The sequence below is a fragment of the Methylobacterium sp. P1-11 genome (genome assembly GCF_008329595.1).
GTDB lineage: Bacteria > Pseudomonadota > Alphaproteobacteria > Rhizobiales > Beijerinckiaceae > Methylobacterium.
The window spans coordinates 71,243-93,489 of record NZ_NPKS01000026.1; the positions used below are offsets into that span (position 1 = coordinate 71,243).

Below are 22,247 nucleotides of genomic sequence, written 5' to 3' on the forward strand. Positions count from 1 at the left end.
GCGCGCGAAGCGCCGGGTCGACGACTGACACGGGAGGAAACGATGAGAGTTCTGGCGCGTGCACTCGCCGCCGCCCTCACGCTGGGCGCCGCGGTCCAGACGACGGCCCGGGCCGCCGACGTGAAGTTCGGCGCGCTCTTCCCCTTCAGCGGGCAACTCGCGCTGCTGGGCGAGGAGAGCGCCCGGGGCGTCGAGATCGCAGTCGACGAGATCAACGCCGCCGGTGGCGTCCAGGGGCAGAGGGTGGTGCTCGCCCGCGGCGATGCGGTCGACAACAACCAGGCGATCGGCGAGGCGCGCCGCCTCATCTCCCTGGAGAAGGTGGCGGCGATCTTCGGCTCCTACTCGTCGGCCCGCTCGATCGCCGCGAGCCAGGTGGCCGAGCTGTCCGGCATCCCGTATTTCGAGCTCGGCGCGGTGGCCGAGGAGGTCACCGGGCGCGGGCTGCAATATCTCTACCGCACCAACCCGACGGCCGAGGACATGGCCAAGCTCGCGGTGGAGATGATCGTCAAGAAGGTCGCGGCCGGGCTCGGCAAGAAGCCCGAAGACCTGAAGATCGGCATCATCTACGAAGATTCGAGCTACGGCACCTCGGTGGCGGGCTTCCAGAAGAAGTTCGCCGCGCAGGCCAAGCTGAACGTCGTGACCGCGCAGGGCTACCCGGCCTCGACGGTCGACATGTCCTCCCTCGTGCTCGACCTGAAGGGGCGCGGCATCGACGTCCTGCTCCAGACCTCCTACCAGAACGATTCCGTGCTGTTCCTGCAGCAGGCCAACGAGGCGGGCTTCAAGCCCGGCGCCATCATCGGCGGCGGCGGCGGATACTCGATGCAACCCACCGCCGACGCGGTCGGCCACAAGGTCATCGAGGGCGTGCTCGACACCGACTTCACCCAGTACCTCGTCAACACGCGGTACACGCCGGGGATCGAGAACTTCGTCGCCGCCTACCAGAAGAAGTACGGCAGCGCCCCGCGCTCCGGGCACTCGCTCAACAACTACGTTGGCGCCAAGCTCATCCTCGAGGCCGTCGGCAAGGCGAAGGGCTTCGAGCCCGACACCGTCGTGAAGGCGGCCCAGGGGATCGACGTGAAGGATGGCGTCACCGCGGTCGGCTACGGGCTCAAGTTCGGCAAGAACAATCAGAACGAGCGCGCCGCGATGATGGGCATGCAGTGGCAGGGCGGCAAGCTCGTCACCGTCTATCCCGACAGCGCCGCCGTCGCGCCGATGGAGATGCGCAAGTAACCGCACCGCCGTCAGGGAGATCGAGGATGGACGTCTTCCTCCAGGTGGTCGCCAACGGGGTGATGCTCGGCGGCCTGTTCGCGATCGTCAGCGTCGGGCTGACCTTGATCTTCGGCATCGTGAAGGTCGTCAACTTCGCCCACGGCGAGTTCCTGATGGTCGGGATGTACCTGACCTACCTCGCCGTCACCGGGCTCGGACTGCACCCGTTCGCCGCCCTGATCCTCGTCGTGCCGATCCTGTTCCTGCTGGGTGCGCTGACCCAGCGGTTCCTGATCCAGCCGCTGCTCGCCGCGGGCGACCATCACATCCAGATCTTCGCCACGGTCGGCCTCTCGACGGTGCTGATCAATCTCGCCCTTCTCGTCTTCGGGGCGGACATCGCCAACACGCCGCCGTCGGGCCTCCGCCAGCCGCTCCAGATCGGGCCGGTGCGGGTCCTGCTCGGGCAGGTGGTGATCCTTGGCGCGGCCATCGTGCTCGTGGCGGCGCTGCAGACGTTCCTGGCGCGCACCCGCACGGGGCGGGCGATCCGGGCGGTCGCCCAGAATCGCGCCGCGGCCGAGCTGATGGGCATCGACGTCAACCGGATCTACGCCCTGACCTTCGGCATCGGCGCGGCCTGCGTCGGAGTCGCGGCGGTGCTGATCGCGCCGCTCTATCCGACCTCGCCCAACAGCGGCACCTACTTCGTGCTGATCGCCTTCGTGGTCGTCGTGCTCGGCGGCCTCGGCTCGATCCGCGGCGCCTTCGTCGGGGCGATCCTGATCGGCCTGATCGACAGCGTCACGGGCTTCTACGTCGGCGCCGACATGCGCGAGGTCGCGGTCTTCGGCGTGTTCCTGGCGATCCTGATCCTGAAGCCCTCGGGCCTCTTCGGCCGGCAGCTGCGGCTGTCCCACGTCTCGCCGTGAGGGGACCGCGATGACCGATATCCCGATCCCCGCCGCCCCGTCAGCCGGATTATCCGCATTCCCGCGCCGGGGCGCAGCGGCCCTGGCGCTCGTTCTCGCGGCCCTGGTGGCCGTGCCGGTCGCGGTCGGCAACCCGTTCATCTACCACGTCTTCATCACGATCTGCGTCTTCGCGGCGCTCGCGACCGCCTGGAACATCGTCGGCGGCTACGCCGGCCAGCTCTCCCTCGGCCACGGCATCTTCTATGGCCTCGGCGCCTATTGCGGCATGCTGCTCGTCGGCGCCGGGATCAGCCCGTGGATCGGCATGGTGGCCGGCGGCGCCCTCGCCGTGCTGGTGGCACTCGCGATCAGCTACCCGTGCTTCCGGCTGCACGGACCGTTCTTCTCGCTGGCGACGATCGCCTTCCTCGAAGTCTTCCGCGTTCTGGCACTGCATTTCCGGGACCTGACCGGGGGCGCCACCGGGCTGATGATCCCGCTGAAGTTCGGCTGGACGTGGATGGTGTTCCGGGACCGCTGGCCGCCACTGGCCATCGCCTTCGGGCTCCTCCTGCTGACACTGGCGGTCGCGTGGTGGATGCGGAGCCACCGGATCGGCTTCTACCTCGTCGCCACCCGCGAGCGGGAATCGGCCGCGCGCGCCGCGGGCGTGCGCACGGTGCACGTGCGGCTCATCGCCGTGGCGGTGTCGGGGGCGCTCACCGCGATGGTGGGCACTTTCCACGCCATGTACCTGACCTTCATCGAGCCGGCGGCGATGTTCTCGCTGACCCTGTCGATCCAGATCGCGATGTTCGCGCTGATCGGCGGGCTCGGCACGGTGTTCGGACCGCTGCTCGGCGCGCTCCTCCTCGTGCCGATCACCGAACTGGCCCGCGGCTGGCTCGGCGCGAAGGCCCTGGGGCTCCACGGCCTCGTCTACGGCCTCGTGCTGGTGCTCGTCGTCCTGTTCCTGCCCAACGGGCTGATGGGTCTCGTGTCCCGCTTCACACGGACCGGCGCGGGCGGCCGCGGCGCGCAGGCCGGGACGGTTCCGGCCGTGCCGCGGTCTGCGGAGCGGCCACCGATCGGCGCGGACGTCATCCGGGTCGAGGGGCTGCAGAAGCGCTTCGGCGGCCTGCACGTGACCAGCGATGTCGGCTTCACGCTTCGGGAGGGCGAGATCCTCGGCCTGATTGGCCCGAACGGCGCCGGCAAGACCACCGTCTTCAACATGATCTCGGGCTTCCTCAAGCCCGATGCCGGAACGGTGAGCGTCCGCGCGCCGGACGGGACGTGGCACCAGCCGGGCCGGCCGGCGGATTTCGCGATGCTCGGCGTCGGCCGCACCTTCCAGATCGTGCAGCCCTTCGCGGCCATGACGGTCGAGGAGAACATCATGGTCGGCGCCTTCCACCGCCACCGCGACGTCCGAGAAGCGCGGGCGGTCGCGCGCGAGACCGCCGAGCGGATGGGGCTCGCGCCGTGGCTCGGGAGCGAGGCGCGCGGCCTCACTATCGGCGGCCTCAAGCGGCTCGAGGTCGCCCGCGTGATGGCGATGCGCCCGCGCGTGCTGCTCCTCGACGAGGTGATGGCCGGCATCAATCAGACCGACGTGCGCCGCGCCATCGACCTGATGCTGTCGATCCGCGATACCGGCGTCAGCATCATCGCCATCGAGCATGTCATGCAGGCGGTGATGGCGCTCTCCGACCGGGTGATCGTCCTCAGTTCCGGGCAGATCATTGCCCAGGGCAGTCCGCAGGACGTGGTGCGCGACCCCGCCGTGATCGAGGCGTATCTCGGCAAGGAGTTCGTCCATGCTCATGCTTGAGCGCGTGGATGCCGGCTACGGCGCGACCAGCATCCTGCACGCCGTCTCGCTGGAGGTGCGCGCCGGCGAGGTGGTGACGATCGTCGGCGCGAACGGCGCCGGCAAGACGACGACGCTGCGGACCATCGCTGGCCTGGTGAAGCCGACGCGCGGTCGGATTTTGTTCGAGAATGAGGAGGTCACCCGGCTCTCGGGACACGAGATGGTGGCGCGGGGCGTCACCCTGATCCCGGAGGGGCGCCAGCTCTTCCCCGAGATGACGGTGCGGGAGAATCTGCTGATGGGCGCTTACCGCCGCGCGGCGCGCGAGCGCCAGTCGGAGACGCTCGCGGACGTGCTCGACCTGTTCCCGCGGGTGAGCGAGCGCCTCGACCAGAATGCCGGCTCCCTGTCCGGTGGCGAGCAGCAGATGGTGGCCATCGCCCGCGGGATGATGGCGCGTCCCAAGCTCCTGATGTTCGACGAGCCCTCCCTCGGCCTCGCGCCGATCGTGGTGGCGCAGGTCTTCGCGGTCGTCGACCGGATCGCGAAGACCGGCGCCACCGTGCTGATCGTCGAGCAGAACGTGTTCCACACGCTGCAGGTCGCCGACCGGGGCTACGTGCTGGAGAACGGCGAGATAGTCCTCGCCGACGCGTCCGCGGCCCTGCTCGACAACGACCACGTGCGGCGCGCCTACCTGGGGATCTGAGATGACCGAGCGGGACACCAATACGGACGCGGTCGCGCGGCGCGCGAGCCACGCCGGCCGGCGCGTCCTCGTCACCGGCGCCGGCCGCGGGATCGGCCGGGCGATCGCGGAGGGCTTCGGCGCGCGCGCGGCCCTGGTCGGCGTCGCCGACGTGAACCCGGACGACGTCGCGGCGACGGTCGCGGCCATCGAGGCCGCCGGCGGTCGCGCCGTGCCGATGCGGCTCGACGTCGCCGATTATCCGGCGGTCGAGGCCGCCCTGTCGGAGGCGGCCGACCCGATGGGCGGCGCCTTCGACACGGTCATCAACAACGCCGGTATCTCGCCCAAGCACGACGGCGCGGCCCACCGGGTCTGGGAGATGGATCCGGACGAGTGGAACCGCGTCGTCGCGGTCAACCTGACAGGCGCGTTCAACACCGTCCGGGCGCTGGCGCCCGCGATGCGCGCGGCCGGGCGCGGCTGGATCGTCAACATGTCGTCGGTGGCAGGCAAGACCCACTCGCCGATCGTCGCCTGCCACTACGCGGCCTCGAAGGCCGGGCTGATCGGCCTCACCAAGCACCTCGCGGCGGAGCTCGGCCCGTTCGGCATCCGCGTCAACGCGATCGCGCCGGGCCGGATCGAGACCCCGATGGTGCGGGCGGTGGGCCGCACCGTCAACGACGAGCAGATTCGCCTGACCCCGATGGGCCGCCTCGGCGCTCCCGAGGAGGTCGCGGATCTCGCCCTTTACCTGACCTCCGCCGAGGCCAGCTTCGTCACCGGACAGACCGTCGACGTGGCCGGCGGCCTGTACATGACGTGAGCCGGAGCCGCTCAGGACAGCCGATGGACGGGAGGACGGCCATGAACAGCGCGCTCACGGCGGCCGGGATTACCGGCCGGACCCGGGTCTACGGGATCCTGGCGGACCCGATCTACCACGTGAAGGCGCCCGAGGTGATGGGGGCGCTCTTCGCCCACCACGGCGTGGACGGCGTGCTCGTCCCGCTGCACGTGAAGGCGGACGGCTTGGCCGTGGTGATGGACGGGCTCAGGCACCTACGCAATTTCGGCGGCTTCATCGCCACGGTCCCGCACAAGACGGCGATGACCGACCTATGCGACGCGCTCACCCGCGAGGCCGAGCAGATCGGGGCGGTCAACTGTGTCCGGCGGGAGGCGGACGGGCGCATGGTCGGCACGATGCTGGATGGGATCGGCTTCGTCGAGGCGCTGCGCGCCTCGGGCCTGGAACCCCGCGACCGGAGCGCGGCGCTCGCGGGGGCCGGTGGCGCGGCGAGCGCCATCGCCTTCGCGCTCGCCGAGGCGGGTGTCGCGCGCCTGACGATCCTGAACCGCACCGCCGACCGCGCCCGGGCGCTGGTGGAGCGCCTGCGCACCGCCTATCCCACGCTGCCGGTCGCCGCCGAGGGCGCCCAGGCGGAGCACGACCTCCTCGTCAACGGCACGTCGCTCGGGATGCGCCCGCAGGACGCCTCACCCTTCGATCTGAGCGCCCTCCACGGCGGGCAGTTCGTCGCCGAGGCGATCATGGATCCGGAGACGACGCCGCTGCTCGCCGCGGCGTCGGCGGCGGGCTGCCGCATCCAGAAGGGCCTGCCGATGCTGGAGCGCCAGATCGCCCTCATGGCCCGCCACATGGGCGCACTCTGAGGCCGGATCTTGGAGCGAACCGTGGCGCAGACCTTGGAACCGACCGACACCGATGCCGTCGCGGCGGGCGACTTCGACTACGTGATCGTGGGCGGCGGAACGGCGGGCTGCGTCCTGGCCAACCGGCTGACCGAGTCCGGGGCACATCGGGTGCTACTCCTCGAGGCGGGCGGACGGGCGAGCAGCCCCTGGGTCGCGATCCCGGCCGGGTTCAGCCGCCTGCTCCAGCACCCATCCTACAATTGGCGCTTCCGGACCGAGCCCGAAGAGGCGACCGGCGACCGGGTGATCGCGGTTCCGCGTGGCAAGGGCCTCGGAGGGTCGACGCTGATCAACGGCATGATCTACGTGCGCGGTCAGCCGCAGGATTACGACGCCTGGGCTCAGGCCGGGTGCCGCGGATGGGGCTTCGCCGACGTGCTGCCCTATTTCCGCAGGCTCGAGGATTACGACGGAGCGGCCGATCCGCTACGCGCCCGCGGCGGCCCGCTGCCGCTCACCGAAGTTGCCGAACGGCCGGCGATCGCGGAAGCCTTCATCGCCGCCGCACAAGCGGCCGGACATCCGCGCAACCCCGACTACAACGCGGCGAGCCAGGACGGCTTCGGCTATTACCAAGTCAATCAGCGGCGCGGGCGGCGGGTCAGCGCCGCCGACGCCTATCTGCGACCGGCGCTGGGACGCGCCAACCTCGCCGTCGTGACGGACGCGCACGTCCTGCGGCTGACTTTCGACCGGGAGCGGGCGAGCGGCGTCGCTGCGCTGATCGGCGGGCGCGAGCGGCTCTACCGTTGCCGCGGGGAGGTGATCCTCGCCGCGGGAGCGGCCCAGACCCCCCAGATTTTGGAACTATCCGGCCTCGGCGATCCGGCGATCCTCTCCGGTCTCGGCGTCACGGTGCGACGAGCTCTCCCGGGCGTCGGCGCCGACTACATGGACCATTACTGCACGCGCATGAACTGGCGGGTGCGCCTGCCGGTGACGCTGAACGAGCAGACCCGTGGCCTCCGCCTCGGCCTCGCGGCGGCGCGCTATCTCGCTACCCGGCGGGGCATCCTGTCGCTCGGGACCGGCCTCGCCCACGGCTTCGTGCGCACGCGGCCTGGGCTGGACGGGCCGGACGTGCAGTACTTCTTCATGCACGCGAGCTACGCCAACGCCGCCGAGCGCAAGCTCGATCGCCTGCCCGGTATGACGATCGGTGTCACGCAACTGCGGCCGGAATCGCGCGGCACGATCCACGCCGCCTCGCCCGATCCGCTGAAGCCCCCGGCCATCCGCCCGAACTTCCTCGCCACTGAGGAGGACCGCCGTGCGATGGTCGACGGAATGAAGATCGCCCGGTCCATCGTCGAGCAGGCGCCGATGGATCGCTTCCGCGGGGCCGAGCTCAACCCGGGCCCGGGCTGCCGGACGGATGCAGATTGGCTCGATTTCGCCCGCCGCGACGGCCAGACGATCTACCACATCTGCGGCACGTGCCGCATGGGCGGCGATCCCGGGTCGGTCACGGATCCGAACCTGCGCGTGCGCGGCGTGACGGGACTGCGCGTGGCGGACGCCTCGATCATGCCGCGCATCGTCTCCGGGAACACCCAGGCGGCCGTGTTCATGATCGCCGAGAAGGCGGCGGACCTGATCCGCGCCGATGCCTGAGGAGAGCCCTCCATCGCGGGCCCGCCCGGGAGACGCAGAACAGCGCGTCCGCACCGCGGTGGCTCCAGTTCGGTCTCGTCTTCAGCCGGCAGAGAGCACGGCAGACCATCTCACGTCAGAAGCGTTCACACGCGCCCGCAGCACAGGATCGCCGACATGCTCTACATGGTCCACATGCAGGTCAACCTTCCGGCCACTCTGCCAAAGGCCGAGGCAGATCGCCTGAAGGCTGACGAAAAGGCCTACGCGCAGGCGCTGCAGCATGAGGGCAAGTGGCGGCACCTGTGGCGCGTCGCCGGACAGTACGCCAACTACAGCGTGTTCGATGTTGCCGGCAACGACGAGCTTCACGACATCCTGACTTCGCTGCCGCTCTACCGGTACATGTCGCTGAGCGTCACGCCGCTGGCGCAGCATCCCTCCGCCATCGCAGCCAACTGACGGGTGATCTCCCATGCCGTACATGATCGAGACCTTCGACAAGGCCGGAAGCCTTGAAATGCGCAGAGCGAACCGCGCGGAGCATCTGGTCTATCTCGACCAGATCAAGGATCGGCTCCTGGCCTGCGGGGCAAAGCTGAACGACGACGGAAGCGATGCTGGCGGCGGCTTGTACGTCGTCGATGTCGACACCCGCGCCGAAGCCGAGGCCCTCATCCAGGCGGACCCGTTCTTCAAGGTGGGCCTGTTCGAGCGCGTCGAGATCAGGCGCTGGCGCAAGGCCTACCTCGACGGCCGAAGCTATCTCTGAGGGCGAAAGGCCTTCCTCAGTATGGGGTGATGGCGCTTGGTGACAGCACCGCGCCGACGGCCGGCCTGCCGAAGCGCGCCGGCCGCTCCTGCGGCCGAGGCACAACATCCCGAGGGGCGCGGCGACCTGACCGCGCCGCCGTTCAGCGCCACGCGGGGCGACACTCAATCTCTCCGGCAGCGGAGAGCGCACATCATAAGCAAGAGACAGGGGAGGAAGAAATGATCCGTCGTAACCTGGTGGCGGCCGCCGCATTCGCCGCCGGCTCCCTGACCATCGTGCCGGCATCAGCCCAATATGCCGACGACGGCATCAAGATCGGCATCCTGACAGACATGTCCGGTGGTTACTCGGATCTCGCCGGCCGAGGATCCGTGACAGCCGCCCAACTCGCGGTGGAGGATTTCGGCCGTCCGATCAATGGCCGAAGGGTCGAGCTGATCTTCGCCGATCACCAGAACAAGGCGGACATTGCTTCCTCGATCGCACGCCGTTGGTTCGATACCGAAGGGGTCGACGCGATCTTCGACACGAATTCCTCGGTCGCGGGTCTGGCCGTGCGCGAGGTCGCGCGCAGCAAGGGGAAGATCGACATCAACTCCGGTGCCGGTTCCATGGCGCTGACCAACGCCGCCTGTTCACCGACCGGCGCCCACTGGACCTGGGACACCTACGCCCTCGCAGCCGGGACGGCTTCGGCTCTGGCCGATGATCCGAAGAACACGTGGTTCTTCATCACGGCCGATTACACCTTCGGGCACGACCTGGAGGCGCAGGTCACCCGCGTCGTCAAGGCTAAGGGCGGCACGGTGCTCGGGTCGGTCAAACACCCCTTCCCCAATCCGGACTTCTCATCCTACCTGCTGCAGGCACAGGCGTCGGGCGCGAAGATCATCGGCATGGCCAATGCCGGCGCCGACACGATCAACACCATCAAGCAGGCGAGCGAGTTCGGGATTCTTCAGGGCGGGCAGCGGTTGGGCGGCCTCAATATCTTTCTGACCGACATTTATTCCGTCGGATTGCCGGCCGCTCAAGGCATGATCCTGACGACGGGCTTCTACTGGGACATGGACGAGCAGACGCGCGCCTTCGCCAAGCGATTCGGCGAGCGGATGGGCGGCAGGATGCCGACCATGGTGCAAGCCGGAGACTATTCGGCAGTTTTCCATTTCCTCAAAGCGGCGGAAGCCGCCGGGACCGACGACGGCCTGCGGGTCATGGCCAAGATGCGCGAGCTGCCGATCCAGGACTTTTTCGCGCGAAACGCCAAGCTGCGGCCGGACGGGAGGATGGTGCACGACATGTATCTCGCCCAAGTGAAGGCGCCGGCGGAATCGAATGGACCGTGGGATTTTTATAAAATTCTGAAGACCATTCCTGGTGAGCAAGCATTTCAGCCGCTCTCCGAAAGCACGTGCAAGTCGGTGAAGGAGTGATACGCACCTTCGAGATGCACCGGGAGCTGCGACGATGAATCGTTCGTACGTGACGCGGTCACAAGCTGGGCTGCAGTAAGGAGAGCCGGTTTCTCCGGCTTGAACGCCTGGAGCTATCGGTCGGCTTGCTGCCATCTGCTGCCTGTGGCGCGCTTACCAACGTCACGCTTGGGTGGAAAAGAGACCGTATATTCCAGAAAATCTTTCAAAGAGAAACGATCATCCACGGGCGATGAGTTCGGCTTCTCATCGCCCATGGCACATCTGCCTACTCCGACTCGTCCTTGTGGCAAATGGCTCGGTCCAAAATACCGGTCAGGTCACGCCCCCGTGTCGGCATCTAGGGGCGCGCTCTCTCGCGGGGTGCGAGCGATAGGTTTGCGTCGGTGCCGAAATCTGTGTCTGGCGAAGGTAGACTTTGGCTTGCTGACGGCTACAGCGGTCAATCTCAGCCGTATGGCCGTCCGGAACGATGAAGCACCCACCGTTTGAACTCGTCGCGCAGCCTTCCCGGCTCATGGCACTGCCGATTAGCAGGTAGGCGATCGCAAGAAGCATCAAGGCGGGACTACTTAGGATCGTATGGGAGGTCTGAAATCCCATTGCACGCCGAAAGTAGTCCGACGATGGTTCCCTGCCACCTCGTCCCTATCAGGACGGAGGACATCAGAAAATTTTTACCGTCTCTTAACTATGATCGAGCAACTTGCGCTTGCGAGGTTTCCCCCGAAGCCGTGGCTTTAACAAGTTGTGAGTTCGCCAGATGTGAGCAGTCCGACAAGTGCTCGGTTGAGACGACTCGGCGAGATGTGGCGGTGGGCATCTGCCATGGCTGTCGATGGGGGCGAGGCTATCGGAACCGCGGTCTCATTCCAGCTCAGGCCTCTTGCCGCTTGGCCCTCGCGACCGAATAGCGAGATCGGCGATGTCGTTGCACGTTCACCTGAAGGTCCGAGTCGGCCCCAGCTGCCGACAGAAGCCCATAAGTCCCATGCTGTCGATCATCGACGGCGGAAAAGCGCACTTCGAAGCTGTGCGGCTCCGTTGTTCAAGATTTGAAAGCAGATCTACATTGTTTAACAAATTTTTTTAAGGTAGAATTTGATCGGAGATGCATCTTATGGCGCCGTCCAAGCATGGAGTTGTCTCATGTCTGTCGCGGGTGAAATGATAATGATAGGCGTGCTTTTCTAGGAATGGCGGTCAAGAAACTTTTGGTCGCAAGTTTGCTGCCTTTGGTCGTGTTATGCAAATGAAAGACCCGGAATACTTTTATGCTGACGGTCACGCGGACCCCGCTTCGAATTAGCTTGTTCGGCGGCGGCACAGATTACCCGGAATATTTTGAGCGGGCGCCGGGCGCTGTCGTTGGCGCCGCGATCGACAAGTACATCATCATCGCAGCGCTGGATTTGATTGGCTGCCAGGATTACAATTATAGGCTTAGTTATTCGCGCGTTGAGCATTGTAACAGTATCGACGAAATAGAACATCCAGTCGTTCGAGAGGTGCTCAAGCATTTCGACGTGAGTCGAAGGCTCGATATGAGTATCATCTCCGACTTGCCGGCGGCTGGAAGCGGGCTCGGATCGTCTTCGGCTTTCACTGTTGGCTTCTTGCGTACGATCTACGCGATATTGAATCAAAAGCCTACGAAGATCGAGCTGTCGAAGAAGGCGATCGAAGTCGAGCGCGAGATTTTGCGCGAGAACGTCGGCGTCCAGGACCAGCTTCATGCTGCGTTTGGCGGCATCAATCGATTCGATTTCAGCGGTTCCGCGATACGAATCTCGCCCGTCCAGATGAGTTCCGCGGCCATACAGCAACTCAACGCATCGATGGTGCTTGTCCATACAGGCATCGCGCGGCGCGCAACGACAACGGTCGCCGCTCAGATCGCCGTGACACGCGCGCGCGCAATCGACAAGGAATTGTCCGAACTCTACCGCCTCGTCGAGGAATGCGTCTCGCTGCTGGAGGCGGGGACGAGCGGCTGGCTCACGCAACTCGGCGAGATGCTCTCCGCCTCGTGGCGCATCAAGCGAACCCTGTCCCGTGAGGTCTCGAACGCGGTGCTCGACGATCTGTTCGAGGCGATCGTCGCGTCGGGGGCCTACGGAGCGAAGCTGTGCGGCGCGGGCGGCGGCGGCTTCTTCCTCGCTCTCATCGATCCCGACCGGCTTCCGGCTCTGATCGGGCGGGTCGCGCCGCTGTCCGTCGTTCCGATCGGCATCGATGTCGACGGGTCCACCCTGATCTATCGCCAGACGCGCTGAGCGGCGTCCTCACAGGCTCCAGCCCGGCCGCACAGGGCCGATGACTCATCGCGACGAGAGGCAACGATGCGAATTCTGATCACCGGCGGCGCGGGCTATATCGGGACGATTCTGGTGCCGATGCTTCTGGAGCGCGGGCACCACGTGACGGTGCTCGACACGTTCAAGTCCGGCGCCCCCGACTTGTTCTCGGCCTGCCAGTACGACACGTTCGAGCCGATCAAGGGTGACGCGCGCGACACGCGCATCCTGGACGAGCTGATCCCGAAGCACGACGTGCTCATCCCCCTCGCGGCCCTGGTCGGTGCCCCCCTCTGCAAGGAGGACGCGATCGGCGCCACGACGCTGAACCGCGACGCCGTGATCGCCCTGGTCCAGCGTGCGGGCGGCGAGCAGAGGATCGTCTACCCGACGACCAACTCGGGCTACGGCGTCGGCGAGGCCGGCAAGTTCTGCACCGAGGAATCGCCCCTGCGGCCGATCTCGCTCTATGGCACCACCAAGGTGGAGGCCGAGAAGGCCGTGCTCGACAGCGGGCGCGGCGTCAGCCTGCGGCTCGCGACGGTGTTCGGCATGGCGCCGCGCATGCGGCTCGACCTCCTCGTCAACGACTTCACACACCGGGCCGTGACCGACCGGGCGCTCTTGGTCTTCGAGGGCCACTTCAAGCGCAACTACATCCACATCCGCGACGTCGCCAAAGGCTTCATCCACGCGATGGACAATTACGGCCGGATGCGCGGCGAGGCGTACAATCTCGGCCTGTCGAGCGCCAACCTGTCGAAGCTGGAACTCTGCGAGCGCATCAAGGCGCACGTTCCGAACTTCGTCTACGTCGAGGCGCCGATCGGCGAGGATCCGGACAAGCGCGACTACATCGTGTCCAACGAGAAGCTGGAGGCGACCGGCTGGTTCCCCGATTTCGATCTGGACCGGGGCATCAAGGAGCTGATCAAGGGCTTCCGGATGATCCGCAATTCGCGGTTCGCCAACGTCTGAACCGCGAACGGCCCCAGCCCAGCAGCGATCGCCCCGCCGGGCGGCCCGACAGGTCGGCCGGCGCGGGAACTGACCGAGGTGATCATGAGCGCGAGCGTCGATTTTCTCACGAAGACCCGTGACACCTTCCAGGCCGCTCTCGACGATTCCCGCTTCCACACGGCCCTCGCCGAGATCGCCGATCTCGTGACCGCGTCCCTGCGCGGCGGCGGCAAGCTCCTGACGATCGGCAACGGCGGCAGTGCCGGCGACGCGCAGCACATCGCGGGCGAGTTCGTCTCGCGGCTCAACTACGATCGGCCGCCGGCCGCGGCTGTGGCGTTGACCACCGACACCTCGGTGATCACCGCGATCGGCAACGATTACGGCTACGAGCACGTGTTCGAGCGGCAGGTGCTGGCCCTCGGACGGCCGGGGGATGTCCTGCTCGCCCTCTCCACCTCCGGCCGCTCGCCGAGCGTGCTGAAGGCGATGGACGCGGCCCGGGGGCTAGGCGTGCGTGTCGTCGCGTTCACCGGGGAGACGGGTGGTCAGATGCCGGAGCGGGCGGATCTCTGCCTGCACGCGCCGTCGGACGTCACGCCCCTGATCCAGCAGATCCACATCACCGCCGCGCACATCGTCTGCGGCCTCGTCGAGGAAAACCTGTTCCCCCGCGGGGATGGCAGCGTGAAGGGCGGCCTGTGACCGAGACAAAGAGGAGCAGCGGCCGCCCCGTCCGGCAGGCCATGATCCTGTGCGGCGGCTTCGGCACGCGCCTGGGAGCGCTGACCTCGGCGATGCCCAAGCCGCTGCTGCCCGTGGCCGGGGAGCCGTTCCTGGACGTCCTGCTGTTCGAACTCGGCCGCCACAGCTTCACCGACGTCGTGCTATTGGCCTCGTTCCACAGCGAGAAGATCCGCGCCTACGCCACCGACAACCCGGTCGCCCGCCGCTTCGGCATGACGTTGCGGGTCTCGATCGAGCCGGAGCAGGCCGGGACCGGCGGCGCCGTCGTGCACGCCCTTCCCGAGGCGGACGAGACCTTTCTCCTGCTGAACGGCGACTCGTGGTTCGACGTAAATCTGCTGTCCTTGCCCGCTATGGCGGCGCGTCATCCCGAGGCAGCGATGGTCCTGTCGCTCCGTCGGGTGCCGGACGCCGCGCGCTACGGCGTCGCTCTCCTCGACGGCGTCCGGATCACCGCCTTCCTCGAGCGGCCGCCTGAGCCGGGTCCCGGTCTTGTCAACGCGGGCGTCTATCTGGTGCGTCGCGATGCGCTGACCGGCCTGCTGCCGGCCTGCTCGCTGGAACGGGACGTCCTGCCTGCGCTGGTCGCCGAGGGCCGCGTGGTGGGCGTGGCCCACGACGGTTACTTCCTCGATATCGGCGTGCCAGAGAGCTACGCCCGGGCTCAGGGTGAGGTCCCGGCCCGTCGGAGGAGACCCGCCGCTTTCCTCGATCGGGACGGCGTTCTCAATCGCGACCACGGATATGTCGGTTCGGTGGACCGGTTCCAGTGGATGGAGGGCGCGCGCGACGCCGTCCGCGCGCTGAATGATGCCGGCTACTTCGTGTTCGTCGTCACGAACCAAGCGGGGGTCGCCCGCGGCTTCTACACCGAGGCCGACGTCGCCCGCCTGACGTCTTGGATGCAGGACGACCTGCGCGAGGCCGGCGCGCATCTCGATGATCTACGCTACTGCCCCTATCATCCGGACGGGACGGTCGAGGCCTACAGGGCGGTCCACGGATGGCGGAAGCCCGAGCCCGGCATGATCCTCGACCTGATGGCCCATTGGGACATCGACCGCGACCGCAGCTTCCTGGTCGGCGATCAGGAAACGGATCTCGCCGCCGGCTGCGCGGCGGGGCTCACCGTGCACCACTTCAGGTCGGACGATCTGCTCGCCTTCCTGCGAGAGGTCGCTCTGACGGGCTAGGAAGGGCGGCAGGAGGTGTCGGGCCTCGCCGAGACGCGCTTCGCCGTCCGGCAATCTCAATCGTGCGACTGAATCGAGAGCTCCGCTTCCGCAGCCTCGCGCATGGCGCGATCCCAGTCGAGCTTGGGCCTGGGCGACGTCTCGCTTTCCGCGTCCGCGGCTTTCCGATCTCGCGGAGCGACGATCTTGATGTCGTACTCGGGCACGCTTCAATCCGCTCTTTAACCGACGATTAATCGTATTGGCGGAACGCGCGGGTCTTGTCAGCGGTTCGATCGCTCGATCCACAATCCGATGACGCCCCTCATCCGTGGCCGGAAAGGCCGATCAGGATCATGGCGACGTGCACGGCGCCGACGATGGAGCCCGACTGCGCGAGCTGTAAGGCCTCGGCCCGCGGTACGCGCACCACGGTGATGTCCTCGCCGGGATCCGGCCGCGCCGGCCCGGTCGCGGTCACTCGCGCACGAATGAGGTGCATGCGGTTGGCGTAGCGGGCCGGATCCGCATTCAGGGTGACCACGCGCTCGGCATCGGCGAAGATGTAGCCGGTTTCCTCACGCATCTCGCGCTCGGCGGCCGCGATGATGTCGGGGTCGGCGGAGTCGATGGCCCCTCCCGGAAGCTCCAGGCTCGGGCCCCCGTAGGCGTGACGGTATTGGCGTACGAGTATGACGTGATCGGCCGCGTCGATGCCCAGCACGAGGGCGATATCCGCGGTCTCGAGCACGTAATAGGGATCGAGGACGTGACCCGAAGACGTCACGCAATCGTCGGCACGGAGACCGAGCCAGCGATCCTTCATGACGTGGTGGGATTTGCGGACTGTCCAATTCGGAGTCGAGATCATAGCTTTCTTCAGACCCGGGGCTTGTATTTTTTATCATCTACCGCGGTCATTGTGGATCTTCGCCGCTGAAGGACATGCGCGATGTTAAAACTGTCTCGCCTTTCGGCTCTGACTTCGATCGAGGTGCGACCGCGCGTTGCGCTGCCCTTGCTCAGCCGATAAGCCTCGCGGGGTCGTAAAGCCTCGCGCCGCGGATGTCACAGGTCGTAGGATGACGGGAACGAAACTCGCCATGGCGTGCCGCGTCTGCGATGGACGCGATGTCGAGCTGTTCCTCGACCTGAGCGATCAACCGCACTGCAACCGCCTGATCCCGCCGGAGCTCGCTGACCGGCGCGAGCCGCATTTCCCCCTGCGCGCCGGCTTCTGCCACGACTGCACGCTCGTCCAGATCGATCACACGATCCCGAAGGAGAGCATGTTCAGCGACTACCCCTACGTCTCGGGCACGACGAAGACGCTGGTGGAGCATTTCCGCCAGACGGCGGCCCGGCTCGTGGAGCGGTACGGCCTCGGGCCGCAAGACCTCGTCGTCGACATCGGCAGCAACGACGGCACGTGGCTGCGGCAGTACGAGCCCTTCGGCCTGCGCCGCTGCGGCGTCGAGCCCGCCTCCAACGTCGTGGAACTGGCCCGCGCCGCCGGCGTGCCGACGCTGAACCGCTTCTTCAACGCGGAGACCGCCGAGATCGTCCGCGCGCAGGACGGGCCGGCGAGCCTGATCACCGCCGCCGGGGTCTTCTTCCACCTGGAGGAGCTGCACAGCGTCGTGAAAGGCATCGTCACGCTGCTCAAGCCGGACGGCCTCTTCGTCGTGCAGGCAATCTACCTGGGCGGCATGATCGAGAACACCGCCTTCGATCAGATCTACCACGAGCACCTGTGCTACTACACGCTCCGCTCCCTGGAGCAGCTGTTCGCGCGCCACGGCCTCGAAGTCTTCGACGTCAGCGTGGTGCCGGTTCATGGCGGCTCCCTCGAGGCGCATGTCGGCTTCCCCGGCGCCCACCCGGTCAGCGACGCGGTCAAGCGCATGCGCGCCGACGAGGAGGCCCGCGGCTACGGCAAGTTCGAGACCTATGTCGGCTTCGCCGAGAACGTCCGGCGCCTGCAGACGGCGCTGCTCGATCTGCTGGAGCGCATGCACGCCGAGGGAAAGACGGTCCACGCCTACGGTGCCCCGGCCAAGGGCGCGACGCTGCTCAACGCCTTCGGCATCGGCCCGCGGCTGGTGCAGTATGCGGCCGAGAAGAATCCGCTGAAGTTCGGCCGCCTGATTCCCGGCGCCCGCATCCCGATCGTCGAGGAGGGCAGCGTGCCCGCGCCCGATGCCTATCTGGTGCTCGCCTGGAACTTCATCGACGAGTTCCTGGCGCGCGAGCGCCGCTACCTCGAGAACGGCGGCGCCTTCATCGTTCCGGTGCCGGAACTCAAGGTGATCACCGCCGCCAACCTGCCGAAGGCGGTCTGAGCGTGGCCGCCCTTCCCCCATCCTCCTTGCCCGAGACCGTCGTGGTTGTCGGTGCGACCGGGTTCGTCGGCCGCAACCTCGTCGCGCATCTCGCCGACCGTGTGCCGCGGCTGATCGCGGTCAGCCCCTCCGGCCGTGCGGTGCCGGGTGCGACCGAGGCCGCGCGCTTCGATGCCCTGGAGGCGCTGTCGGTCCCCGCCGACGCAATCGTCATCAACGTTGCCGCGCAGCGCTACGACGCCGACAAGTTCGAGACGGCGCAGAGCGACCTGCTCACCGGCAATGCCGAGATCGCCAACCGCCTCTACCGGTTCTGCCTGACGAAGGGCATCCGCGAGGTGCGCGCGGCCTCGAGCGTCGCGGTCTACCCGGCGGCCTGCGATCCCCTCGACGACGCGCGGCCGGTCGACCTCAACGCGCCGCCCAACCGGAACGAGGCCTTCTATGCCTGGTCGAAGCGCTGGTCGGAGGTGATCGCCGACCTCCACGCAGAGCGCTACGGGATTCACACGATCAGCTTCCGCTTGAGCAACCCCTACGGTCCCCACGACTCGACGGATCCGCGCAAGGCGCACGTCCTGCCGGCTTTCGTGATGCGCGCGCTGGCACCGGGGGAGCGCTTCGAGATCAAGGGCAACCCGCTGGTCGAGCGCGACTTCATCTACGTCGGTGACGTCGTCGACGTGTTCGCCCGCTCCCTGGAGATACGGGAGACGAGCGACGCGCTCAACCTCTGCCGCGGCGAGACCACGACTCTGCTCGACCTCGCCCGCACCATCCTGGAGGTGGCGGGCGAGCATCGGCCGGTGCACGCCCCCGACACGACGACCCGCGGCGTGCTCGCCCGCCGCTCGACCAACCAGCGGCTGCGCGAGCGTTTCGGGATGTCGAGCTTCACGGGACTCGCGGACGGGCTGGGGCCGACGATCGCGTGGTATCGCGAGGCCTATCGCGACGGGGCTCAGCATGCCGGCTCCTGAGCGCGACATCGTCATCGGGGCGGACGGGTTCCTCGGGCGCAACCTCGTCCCGCGGCTCCGGGCCGAGGGCCGCGAGGTCGTGGGGATCGGTCGCGCGGCGGGCGACCTCTCCGAGTGGGCGAATGTCGAGCAGGCGCTGCGCGCCGCGCCCCCGGCCGACCGGATCTTCCACGTGGTCACCCGCCAGCGCACCGGCGCGGTGCAGTACGACATCCAGGGCGAGCTCCTGGCGATCAACGCCCGGGTCCACCTGAACGTCCTCGAGGCGTGGCGCCTGTACCAGCCCCAGGCCAAGCTCGTCTCCACGGGCTCATCCTGCACCTATCCGGAATCGGCGGAGCCGCTCCCCGAGGCGCGCTTCGGCCAGGGACCCACGCACCCGTCGGTGATCGGCTACGGGCTCGCGAAACAGGTCCTGGCGACGGGCTCGGAGGCCTACGCGCACCAGTACGGCCTGAACTTCCTGCACTGTGTGCTGGCGACCCTGTACGGCCCGCACGACAATAAGGCCTCCGACCGCAGCCACTTCGTCGGCGCCCTGCTCGACCGGGCCGTGCGTGAGAAGGCAGCGGGCGCGCGGGAATTCGAGGTCTGGGGCAACCCGCAGACCGTCCGCGAGGTGCTGTACGTCGACGACCAGATCGACGCGATCCTGGCGGCCGACCTGGCGTTCAACAACGAGATCCTCAACTGCGCCGCCAATACGCCCGTCACCGTCGAGGCGGTGGCGCGGGCGGCGCTAGCCGCCCTCGACTGGTCCGTCCCCCTGGTGAGCCCGCCCGGCTCGTTTCAGGGCGCGGCCTACAAGATGCTCGACTCGACGCGGTTCCTCGACCGGACCGGTTGGCGGCCGCGCATCGATCTCGGAGCGGGCCTGCGCAGGCTCGCCGCGGCGGAGTACGCCGAGCACTGACAAGCCGCATTCGGGACTGGACTTGCTTGGCTGGAGCAAGTCCACTTCGCCGTGCGGTCGAGCTATGTGCCGATGGGCTGGAGTGCCCTCTACAACGAGGCGAATCTGGCAGTTTGATCCTCCAGGCTCCGGCCGGTGATCGCGTAGGCTTCCTCGAAGCTACATCCCACCATAAGGCAACGCGAGGGAGCGGTTCCGGATGTCGCTTGAGATTGGTGCCCGCCCGAGCGCTCCGTAGCAAGCGCACCGACACTCGGTGCAGCCATCGCTCTTGCGACGTTCGTTGCTAGTGTTCCGAGACCTGCAGGCAAGCGAGCATAGCCATGACGGTAGCGGATTCAGTACGAGCTTGGTCGGCCAATGTCCGACGGGACCGGGAGATACGGCGCGCCGCCCGCTTTGTGGCCTGGGCCCTAGCGGATCGCTCTGAGTTTGGCCGAGCGGGTTGCCGGGCGACGGATGCGGAAATCGCCGCCGAACTGGGGGTGGCGGAGAACTCCGTCAAGAACGCGATATTGCAGCTGCGGTCGCGCGGTCACATCGATTGGACGTGGCGGACGAGCCGCGGACAGGACATTCGAACCCTTTGTCCGATCCTCGCCACGGACCAGCTATCGACACCGCATGTCACTATGGACCTAGCACCGATTGTCGGTGCGGACACCGATCCGGAACATACCTCATGCGAGTCGCTGAATTGCGAACTCGAGGAGGTTGCAATGACGGCGCCAGTGACAGTCAAGATCGTCCAGGACATTCGAATCCTTGAGCCGAGCCTCACAAAAGAGCGGCTGTTGATACCGCATGCCGCTATAGATCTCGCACCGACTGTCGGTGCGGGCACCGATCCGGACCCTACCTCATGCGAGCCGCTGAACCGCGAACTCGAGGAGATCGCAATGACGGCGCCAGCGGCCGGCAAGGTCGTCCAAGACATTCGAACCCTTGGTCCAACCCTATCCAAAGGGCAGCTATCGATACCGCATGCCGCTATAGGCGTAGCACCGAGCGTCAGTGCGGACACCGATCTGACACCTGCCTCATCCCAGCCGCTGAATTGCGAACTCGAGAAGGCCGCGATGACGGAGCCAGCGGCCGTCAAGGTCGGCGAACGGCGTAAACGCTCGCGGGACGGTAACAGGCGCCGCGAGGCGTCTGTGCCCTTCTCAGAGTGGAGGCGCGACCGGCAACGTGCCCATGTCCAACGCCTGATCGATCGCTTGCCAAACTTTGGGTGGTATGCCCGATGCAGTGAGTGCGGCTGCGAGGCGCGCGCGGCTTTCATCTGTGTGGACAAGGGCCGCACGTTCTGCCGCCCACATCGTCGATACGCGTTCGAGGCCGTGGCGCTTGCCGCCTTTGGACTCGGCCCAGAGGACTGGGCGGGTAGGCCTGAGTGCGATGGCGATTTTCGTGGTTGGTGAGCACCCTGTGAATGCGGCCGGTGGAGGTGGCTCTCGGCGCATGTAACAGGGGTGGTCAGTGGTGGATCCAGCCAATCGAGACCGAACACGAGCGCCTGCGACCGTCAAAGCCTATCGTAAAAGAGGTATCCTTCTCCTAGAAATGGCGACCCGAGAGACCGGGATCGATCCGCTCACGCCGATCCAGTTCGCCGAGTGGTTCCTGGCCCGGAAGGATCGCTGGTCCCGGTCCACGATCCGGACTTATCGAGCCTCAATCCGGGAATGCCTCGTGGACGTCGGCACATTGATGCCGGCCAAATCGAAGCACATAGACACAGCTCTTGATCTCCTGGCTGAGGTGGTGGACCCCGAAACCGGCCGTCTAGCCGCCCCGCGGGCCATCAAGACCCCTCGGCGCACAAGCGCGGGCAAGCGGAAGTCCCTGACCGCGACCGAATTCAACGCGGTTGATGCGGCCCTCGTAGGCCTACGCCACCGGTACGCGTTCCTCGCGCGGCCCTACCTCTCCCATACGTCGCTTCTCGGGTTGCGTCCAAGTGAATGGCCAACGGCTCAGATAACTGGCACCTGCCTCATCATCCAAAACGGCAAAAATTCCAATGGCCGCGCGAACGGACCGACTCGGACGATCGAGCTGGACGCGTATTCCGAGGGCTACATCCAAGGGCTCAGCGAGTTCATCGCAGCGTTGGCACGGGCCACGGCCGATGGTGAATGGCGCCGGGTGCATGCCGGGATTCGCAGGGCCCTCCGGGCTGCCTGCATAGCGACGGGGATCCCCGGTTTGATCAGGAGGCCTGTCACTCCCTACACCTGTCGGCACGTCGCGGCGGCACGCCTGAAGGCAGCTAAGACCCGAACCGAGGTCGCGGCACTGCTCGGCCACGCGACCGACGAGACAGCCTTTCAACATTATGCGCCTCGTTCCGCGGCAAGGGGCTGGAAGCCGATCCACACCCGAGCTCCAGAGGGAGCCGAAGATCTGATACGCTTACGCTACGTGTCATTCACCGATCGAGCGAGCCTCGTCCAGAATGCAAAAAGGGACCTCCCTCCGCCAACCCCAGTCCCGTAGTGACCTGATGCAGGCTCGCCAGCAGTGGCACGAACCAAACGTAAGCCGTTGTCGAGCGACACGGCAAACTGGGGTCCTTCCGCACTTCTGACGCAGGCGGGGCGTGCTCTGATCGGGAACGCCCCGTTTTCGATCCTGCCGGCTAACGCCTACGCGC

At 66.9% G+C, this 22,247-nt stretch carries 20 protein-coding genes; 18 read left to right on the plus strand and 2 right to left on the minus strand.

What is annotated here, in order from left to right:
• The first annotated feature begins 42 nt into the window (after nt 1–42).
• The 14 genes from CIW48_RS23430 to CIW48_RS23495 all read left to right on the plus strand — a co-directional run bounded on the left by CIW48_RS23430 (nt 43) and on the right by CIW48_RS23495 (nt 15,374).
• Nucleotides 43–1,251 (plus strand): ABC transporter substrate-binding protein, encoded by a 1,209-nt coding sequence (locus tag CIW48_RS23430; protein WP_149312889.1) that lies wholly within the window; start codon nt 43–45, stop codon nt 1,249–1,251.
• Nucleotides 1,252–1,277: 26 nt separating this feature from the next.
• On the plus strand, nt 1,278–2,165 hold the full coding sequence (locus CIW48_RS23435; RefSeq protein ID WP_149312890.1) for a branched-chain amino acid ABC transporter permease: 888 nt from the start codon (nt 1,278–1,280) through the stop codon (nt 2,163–2,165).
• Between the two features lie 10 nt (nt 2,166–2,175).
• The gene (locus CIW48_RS23440; protein ID WP_149312891.1) at nt 2,176–3,981 is read left to right on the plus strand and encodes a branched-chain amino acid ABC transporter ATP-binding protein/permease; all 1,806 of its coding nucleotides are present in this window, start codon (nt 2,176–2,178) and stop codon (nt 3,979–3,981) included.
• Complete coding sequence (locus CIW48_RS23445; RefSeq protein WP_149312892.1) at nt 3,968–4,672, plus strand: ABC transporter ATP-binding protein; 705 nt, start codon at nt 3,968–3,970, stop codon at nt 4,670–4,672. The genes CIW48_RS23440 and CIW48_RS23445 overlap by 14 nt, the downstream gene beginning before the upstream one ends.
• 1 nt (nt 4,673) lies before the next feature.
• Nucleotides 4,674–5,480: a 3-oxoacyl-ACP reductase FabG gene (gene fabG / locus CIW48_RS23450; RefSeq protein WP_149312893.1), complete on the plus strand. Its 807-nt coding sequence runs from the start codon at nt 4,674–4,676 to the stop codon at nt 5,478–5,480.
• A gap of 41 nt (nt 5,481–5,521) precedes the next feature.
• A complete protein-coding gene (locus CIW48_RS23455) occupies nt 5,522–6,331 on the plus strand; it encodes a shikimate dehydrogenase (protein ID WP_173009371.1) in 810 nt (269 codons plus the stop codon).
• Nucleotides 6,332–6,352: 21 nt separating this feature from the next.
• On the plus strand, nt 6,353–7,987 hold the full coding sequence (locus CIW48_RS23460) for a GMC family oxidoreductase N-terminal domain-containing protein (protein ID WP_149312895.1): 1,635 nt from the start codon (nt 6,353–6,355) through the stop codon (nt 7,985–7,987).
• A gap of 156 nt (nt 7,988–8,143) precedes the next feature.
• Nucleotides 8,144–8,428, plus strand: coding sequence for a muconolactone Delta-isomerase (gene catC, locus CIW48_RS23465; protein ID WP_149312896.1), 285 nt, complete (start codon nt 8,144–8,146; stop codon nt 8,426–8,428).
• 13 nt (nt 8,429–8,441) lie between these two features.
• A complete protein-coding gene (locus tag CIW48_RS23470) occupies nt 8,442–8,738 on the plus strand; it encodes a YciI family protein (RefSeq protein WP_149312897.1) in 297 nt (98 codons plus the stop codon).
• Between the two features lie 221 nt (nt 8,739–8,959).
• Nucleotides 8,960–10,177 carry an ABC transporter substrate-binding protein gene (locus CIW48_RS23475; protein ID WP_149312898.1) on the plus strand — a complete coding sequence of 406 codons (1,218 nt, stop codon included), beginning with the start codon at nt 8,960–8,962 and terminating at the stop codon, nt 10,175–10,177.
• A 1,274-nt stretch (nt 10,178–11,451) separates the two neighbouring features.
• Nucleotides 11,452–12,453 (plus strand): GHMP kinase, encoded by a 1,002-nt coding sequence (locus CIW48_RS23480; RefSeq protein ID WP_149312899.1) that lies wholly within the window; start codon nt 11,452–11,454, stop codon nt 12,451–12,453.
• 66 nt (nt 12,454–12,519) lie between these two features.
• Complete coding sequence (locus tag CIW48_RS23485) at nt 12,520–13,452, plus strand: NAD(P)-dependent oxidoreductase (protein WP_149312900.1); 933 nt, start codon at nt 12,520–12,522, stop codon at nt 13,450–13,452.
• An 84-nt stretch (nt 13,453–13,536) separates the two neighbouring features.
• Nucleotides 13,537–14,139: a D-sedoheptulose 7-phosphate isomerase gene (locus CIW48_RS23490; protein ID WP_149312901.1), complete on the plus strand. Its 603-nt coding sequence runs from the start codon at nt 13,537–13,539 to the stop codon at nt 14,137–14,139.
• Entirely contained in the window at nt 14,136–15,374 is a 1,239-nt protein-coding gene (locus CIW48_RS23495; RefSeq protein WP_246695390.1) for an HAD-IIIA family hydrolase, read from the plus strand. Before CIW48_RS23490 ends, CIW48_RS23495 begins: the two co-directional genes overlap by 4 nt.
• 56 nt (nt 15,375–15,430) lie before the next feature.
• Here CIW48_RS23495 and CIW48_RS33445 read toward each other — a convergent pair whose 3' ends face one another.
• Together CIW48_RS33445 and CIW48_RS23500 are read right to left on the minus strand one after the other, a co-directional pair.
• The gene (locus tag CIW48_RS33445; protein ID WP_173009372.1) at nt 15,431–15,580 is read right to left on the minus strand and encodes a hypothetical protein; all 150 of its coding nucleotides are present in this window, start codon (nt 15,578–15,580) and stop codon (nt 15,431–15,433) included.
• A 98-nt stretch (nt 15,581–15,678) separates the two neighbouring features.
• The gene (locus CIW48_RS23500; RefSeq protein ID WP_246695391.1) at nt 15,679–16,224 is read right to left on the minus strand and encodes an NUDIX hydrolase; all 546 of its coding nucleotides are present in this window, start codon (nt 16,222–16,224) and stop codon (nt 15,679–15,681) included.
• 211 nt (nt 16,225–16,435) lie between these two features.
• Between CIW48_RS23500 and CIW48_RS23505 the strand changes: the two genes are divergently transcribed.
• From CIW48_RS23505 to CIW48_RS23520, 4 genes are all read left to right on the plus strand, one after another.
• Nucleotides 16,436–17,695, plus strand: a complete 1,260-nt coding sequence (locus CIW48_RS23505; protein WP_246695392.1) for a class I SAM-dependent methyltransferase — start codon at nt 16,436–16,438, stop codon at nt 17,693–17,695.
• 2 nt (nt 17,696–17,697) lie between these two features.
• Nucleotides 17,698–18,675, plus strand: coding sequence for an NAD(P)-dependent oxidoreductase (locus CIW48_RS23510; RefSeq protein ID WP_149312902.1), 978 nt, complete (start codon nt 17,698–17,700; stop codon nt 18,673–18,675).
• Complete coding sequence (locus CIW48_RS23515) at nt 18,662–19,588, plus strand: NAD-dependent epimerase/dehydratase family protein (protein WP_149312903.1); 927 nt, start codon at nt 18,662–18,664, stop codon at nt 19,586–19,588. The genes CIW48_RS23510 and CIW48_RS23515 overlap by 14 nt, the downstream gene beginning before the upstream one ends.
• 323 nt (nt 19,589–19,911) lie before the next feature.
• Nucleotides 19,912–21,012, plus strand: coding sequence for a hypothetical protein (locus CIW48_RS23520; RefSeq protein ID WP_149312904.1), 1,101 nt, complete (start codon nt 19,912–19,914; stop codon nt 21,010–21,012).
• Nucleotides 21,013–22,247 lie beyond the last annotated feature (1,235 nt).